Here is a 2,672-nt window from a genome sequence, read left to right on the forward strand (position 1 = left end):
GGGCGTGCGGATGGTGGCTCAATCCATCCGCGCCGCATCCTGGCTCAACGGATGCAGATTTCTACCCACGCGCCTCGTTGTTGACGCCTGCGTGCGAGCGCGGGCGGGGATTTCGGCTGGGATGAAAGCCCGGTTGAGACTAGGCCGGGTCGCGCGTCGGCTGCCGCGGGAAGCCCGCCGGGCCGGCGGGGGGCGCGATGTCGATCTCGAAGCGGCAGACGGGCCCGCCGTCGCCCGAAACCTCGGCATGGCGAACGCTGGCGCTGCGGCTGACCAGCGACCGGAACAGGCATTCGAAGACGCCGCCATGCCAGGCGCCGCCCGGCATGGCGAGCGGGTTGCGTGCGATGGTGACGAGGCAGGGCGGGCCCGAGGCGGTGCGGCACCTGCCCGAGCCCGCGAAGGTCCAGGCGTGCCTGGCGATGGCCCGCAGCAGCAGCGGCGCGGCGAGGCGGGGCGGGAGGGTCCGCAGGAGCAGCCGTGCGAGCGGCGGGATGCGGTGGGCCAGGACATAGGCGCCGGTCCGGCGGCCGGCCTCATGGGCGATGGCGGCGGCGCTGGCAGCCGGCATTTCGCGCCAGAGCGTCGCGAAGAGGCGGGCGGCGATCGCCTCGTCGATCATGTCGGTGGGGGGCGATCGCAGCAGGCGGGCGTACCCGGCCCGGCCGAAGACATGCTCGGCCAGGCCGGGGGCGTCGGGTGCCGCCCGCAGCGCCTCGGCGAGCTGGATCACGGCATTGGGGCCGACGAGCCCGGCTTCCCCCCGCGCATCGACCGCCGAGGCGAAGGCCAGGCCGGCGCTCAGCATGGCGACGGCGCCGCGCCGGCGGGCCTCGGCGTGGCATCGGGCAGGGGCGGCTGCTCATCGAGCTGGGCGGTGCTGCCGCCGCAGGCGACCAGAGGCTGACGCGATTCGCGCCGGGCACGGGCCTGCGAGGCGCGGTCGGCGGCGGCCTCCCAGTCGTCCATCTGGGCCGGGGCGATCCTGCGCGTGCGATCGAAGTTGAAGTTCACTTTCTCCTTCGATTGCGGGCCCCAGTAGCCGGCCTTGCCGAGGTCGTAGAAGGTCCGCGCAAAGCCGGCCTTGAGGAAGGCCTTGAGACAGCCGAGCAGATAACGCCGTCGGAAGCCGGTGCCGCGCCACGGATAATGGAACAGGGCCTTGCGGGAATAGAAGCGGCGGTAGTTCTTCATCACGCCGTTGAGCAGTTCGCCGCGCGTCATCGCCTCGGGCGCCATGATCGGCGTGACGAAGTTGTATTTCGAGAAGTCGAAAATCTCGACCTTCTCCTTCAGCTCCTGGAACAGGGGCGTGAAGGGCCAGGGCGTGTACATGGCCCAGTTGGCGAGGTCGGGTTGCCAGTCCCAGGCCATCTGGAAGGTTTCTTCCAGCGTCTCCGGCGTTTCGTTGTCGAGGCCGACGATGAACTGCGCCTCGGTGAAGATGTCGGCCTCGCGCAGGAGGCGGATCGCTTCCTTGTTCTCCTCGACCTTGGTCTCCTTGTTGAACTGGTCGAGCTTCAGCTGGGCCGCGGCTTCCGTGCCGAGGCTGACATGGACGAGGCCGGCCTTGCGGTAGAAGGAGAGGAGATCGCGGTCGCGGTAGATGTCGGTGACGCGGGTGTTGATGCCCCATTTGACCTTGTCGGGCAGGCCGCGCCGGATCAGTTCTTCGCAGAACTGGATGAATTTCTTGCGGTTGATCGTCGGTTCCTCGTCGGCGAGGATGAAGAAGCCGACCTGCTGCTCGTTGACGAGCTTCTCGATCTCGTCGACGACCTTGACCGGATTGCGCACGCGATAGTCGCGCCAGAATTTCCATTGCGAGCAGAAGGAGCAGGTGAAGGGACAACCGCGCGCCATGTTGGGGATTGCGACGCGGACCCCGAGCGGCACATAGATGTATTTCGACCATTCGAGCAGCGACCAGTCCGGATTGATCGCATCGAGCTCCTTGACCGTGGCGGCGGCCGCCGTGGCGACGATCCGCTCGCCATCCCGGAAGGCGAGGCCCTTGATCTGAGCCCGTCCCGCCGGCCACTGGCCCGCCGCGACCGTCCGGATCAGGTCGCGGAAGATCTCCTCGCCCTCGCCGCGGACGATGACGTCGACCCAGGGTGCTTCGGAAAGGACCTGCTTGTACATGAAGGTGGCGTGGATGCCGCCGAGCACCCGGACGGCATGGGGCACCACCTCCGAGGCGATCTTCAGCACCTCCTCAGCCTTGTAGATCGAGGGCGTGATCGCGGTGGTACCGACGACGTCGGGCTGGAGTTCGGCCAGGCGGGCCCGCAACGCCTCATCGCTGAGATGGTTGGTCATCGCATCGATGAAGGCGATGTCGTCGAAGCCGGCGTCTCTCAGATGGCCGGACAGATAGGCGACCCAGGCGGGTGGCCAGTTTCCGGCGATCTCGGCGCCGCCGGAATGGTAGTTCGGATGAACCAGGACGATCCGCATCTGCCCCTCCAGCGACTGCATCAAATAATTGACACACTCGCTGTCCGAGAATTTTGACGCATATCAAAATCGGGATGCGGGCGACCGAGCGACGCCGTGGCGGGGAACGCGCGGTGGCGGCAGCCTCTCGTTCCGTAGCGAGGGAAGCTGCCCTCCGGTCAGAACTCGTCCCAGCCGGACGCGTGCGCGTTGACGGCCTTCTTCATCGGAGG

The 2,672-nt window shown here is 67.6% G+C and carries 2 protein-coding genes; both read right to left on the bottom strand.

Annotated features, from left to right (window positions below):
- Positions 1-139: 139 nt before the first annotated feature.
- Positions 140-808, bottom strand: coding sequence for a bacteriochlorophyll 4-vinyl reductase (gene bchJ, locus AX750_RS04550; protein ID WP_067253604.1), 669 nt, complete (start codon positions 806-808; stop codon positions 140-142).
- Complete coding sequence (gene bchE, locus AX750_RS04555) at positions 802-2,460, bottom strand: magnesium-protoporphyrin IX monomethyl ester anaerobic oxidative cyclase (protein WP_067253607.1); 1,659 nt, start codon at positions 2,458-2,460, stop codon at positions 802-804. The genes bchJ and bchE overlap by 7 nt, the downstream gene beginning before the upstream one ends.
- Between the last annotated feature and the right edge of the window lie 212 nt (positions 2,461-2,672).

The organism is Methylobacterium sp. CCH7-A2 (assembly GCF_001557075.1).
Taxonomy (GTDB): domain Bacteria; phylum Pseudomonadota; class Alphaproteobacteria; order Rhizobiales; family Beijerinckiaceae; genus Allobosea; species Allobosea massiliensis.